Here is a 2211-nt window from a genome sequence, read left to right on the forward strand (position 1 = left end):
ATCCAAAGTCTGATATGCTCTTTCTTGAAGTCGAACCGGAACAGAGACCAGCATTTGCTCTAAGACTTGTGTTGACATGTTGGTTTGCCCTCCTTTTGGTTTTAACTTAACCCAATTAACCCCCCTTTAGCAGAGTAAGGGAGCATATAATAAATAATTTATCCTAATAGTTTATATAGAGTATATAATCATAACCAATCAATTCCTGATCAACGGAGAATCAAGCGAAATTAATAAAGGATTGCTTTTAATGGAATAATGAAATCAGAAAATAACTGCGTAAAGGCGTGGTCCATATCTCAGACGCATTCTCAAAAAGATAGATTGACAAGCTAACACTTCTCTGAATCATACGTGAATTTGAGCAAAAGAGCCCTGAAGTTGGGATAGTGTCCCTAAATGCATTAGCCAGGACAAGCAGTGTTGAGGGTTGGGGGATGTATAGGTAGATTTAAATATTTCTGAAGTTTTTAAGGAGAGTATGAAGGAAGAAATAAAGAGATGGATCGACAGGGCAGAAGCTGATATAAGAACAGCTAACAACAGTTTCAAAAGCGGCGATTATTATGCTTCAGCTTTCTGGTGCCAGCAGGTTGCTGAAAAGGCGTTTAAGGCATTGCTTATCAAAAGAACAAAGGAATTTCCTAAAATCCATGATTTGACCAGGTTAGCTAAACTAAGCAATGCGCCTGCAAGGATTATAGAAGTATGCGCAAAATTAAATCCATCCTACACCGCTTCCCGCTATCCAGACTCTCCAGAAAGCTATACACAGAAAGAGGCCGAGCAGATGATAGATTACTGTCAAGAGGTATTAAAGTGGATACAAGAAAATCTAAACTGATAAGGGAGCTTAAAGAATTCAAGAAAGAGAATAAGATTGAGAAGATGTATCTATTTGGTTCAAGAGCAAAAGGAAAGCCTCATAAATGGAGTGATGTAGATTTGATTGTGGTCTCAAAAAGATTTAGAAAGAGAGGTATGCTTGAAAGGGCGCCTCCTCTGTATATGAAATGGGATCTTGATTATCCTGTAGATTTTTTGTGCTATACTCCTGAAGAGTTTAATAAACTTAAGAAACAGATTAGCATAGTAAGAGAGGCTGTAAAGCAGGGAGTTGTAGTGTAGGATATCCCTCTTCCCCCTACGACTTCAAAGTCGACTGGCTCTTAATCAAAGGCCCTCAAGTAAATCCAGAAGGCTCTGATCGATTAAGCCTCTCTGACCTCAACCTAGATGCAGAAGTGGACAGCATTGATGCTCATTTGTTCGCAGACAAGTTTGCTAGAGGAGAGGCCAACCAGAGCGACCTTCTTGTATTTATCGAAGAGTTCCAGAGAAGGAATCCTGAAGACCAAGCAACATTGGCAGTTCTCCAAGCATTGAGGACAAGCAGTGTTGAGGATTGGGAAGGGTATAGGTAGCAACGGATAGTTTATCTTCCCAAAGTGATTGAAAACTGCATCAATCGTTGAGGAGCTTCTGATAAAAGGAAATGTATTTAAAGATAGGTATACTTGAGATACCCAGATGATTGAGTATTCAAAGCATTTAGAATTGAGGTTAAAGATAAGGAAGATACCCAAAGATTACCCGAACAAGATTTACAAAAACCCTGACCAACGGTTTTTTGATAATGTGGAAGGAAGGGAGATAGCCATTAAGAAGCTTTATTACAATAAGAAGGTGAGGAATATGATGATAGCTTACGAGGAACAAGATAATAAGATCATTACAATACATCCCCTAACAGATGAAAAGATAATCAATAGGGTGTTGAGTGGGAGGTGGACAAGAAAATGAATAAGAAGTATAATTATGATAAGGAATCTGACTCGCTTTTTATCTACTTAAAAGAAGGAGAAGAGGAAAGCTTTGAAGAGATTGCTCCCGGCATAAACATAGAGCTAAATAAAAGAGACGAGATCATAGGGATAGAGATACTTGAAGCCTCACGCTTCATTCAAAGACTAAAACCAGTTGCAATAAAACAATAGGATTTTGATAATCGACCCCCTACGACTTCAAAGTCGACTGGCTCTTAATCAAAGGCCCTCAGGTCAATCCAGAAGGCTCAGACTTGCTAAGCCTCTCTGACCTCAACCTAGATGCAGAGGTGGACAGCATTGATGCTCATCTCTTCGCAGACAAGGTTGCAAGAGGCGAGGCCAACCAGAGCGACCTTCTTGTTTTCATTGAAGAGTTCCAGAG

General features: G+C 39.6%; 5 protein-coding genes. All 5 read left to right on the top strand.

Annotation, left to right across the window (positions count from 1 at the left end):
* Nucleotides 1-481: 481 nt before the first annotated feature.
* Complete coding sequence (locus tag VJB08_00280) at nucleotides 482-844, top strand: HEPN domain-containing protein (GenBank protein HLD42408.1); 363 nt, start codon at nucleotides 482-484, stop codon at nucleotides 842-844.
* Nucleotides 820-1128 carry a nucleotidyltransferase domain-containing protein gene (locus tag VJB08_00285; protein ID HLD42409.1) on the top strand — a complete coding sequence of 103 codons (309 nt, stop codon included), beginning with the start codon at nucleotides 820-822 and terminating at the stop codon, nucleotides 1126-1128. Before VJB08_00280 ends, VJB08_00285 begins: the two co-directional genes overlap by 25 nt.
* Before the next feature lie 116 nt (nucleotides 1129-1244).
* Nucleotides 1245-1424, top strand: a complete 180-nt coding sequence (locus tag VJB08_00290; protein HLD42410.1) for a hypothetical protein — start codon at nucleotides 1245-1247, stop codon at nucleotides 1422-1424.
* Between the two features lie 106 nt (nucleotides 1425-1530).
* Nucleotides 1531-1803: a hypothetical protein gene (locus tag VJB08_00295; protein HLD42411.1), complete on the top strand. Its 273-nt coding sequence runs from the start codon at nucleotides 1531-1533 to the stop codon at nucleotides 1801-1803.
* Nucleotides 1800-1997: a DUF2283 domain-containing protein gene (locus tag VJB08_00300; GenBank protein ID HLD42412.1), complete on the top strand. Its 198-nt coding sequence runs from the start codon at nucleotides 1800-1802 to the stop codon at nucleotides 1995-1997. The genes VJB08_00295 and VJB08_00300 overlap by 4 nt, the downstream gene beginning before the upstream one ends.
* Nucleotides 1998-2211 lie beyond the last annotated feature (214 nt).

The organism is Candidatus Nanoarchaeia archaeon (genome assembly GCA_035290625.1).
In the GTDB taxonomy this organism is placed as follows: domain Archaea; phylum Nanobdellota; class Nanobdellia; order Woesearchaeales; family DATDTY01; genus DATDTY01.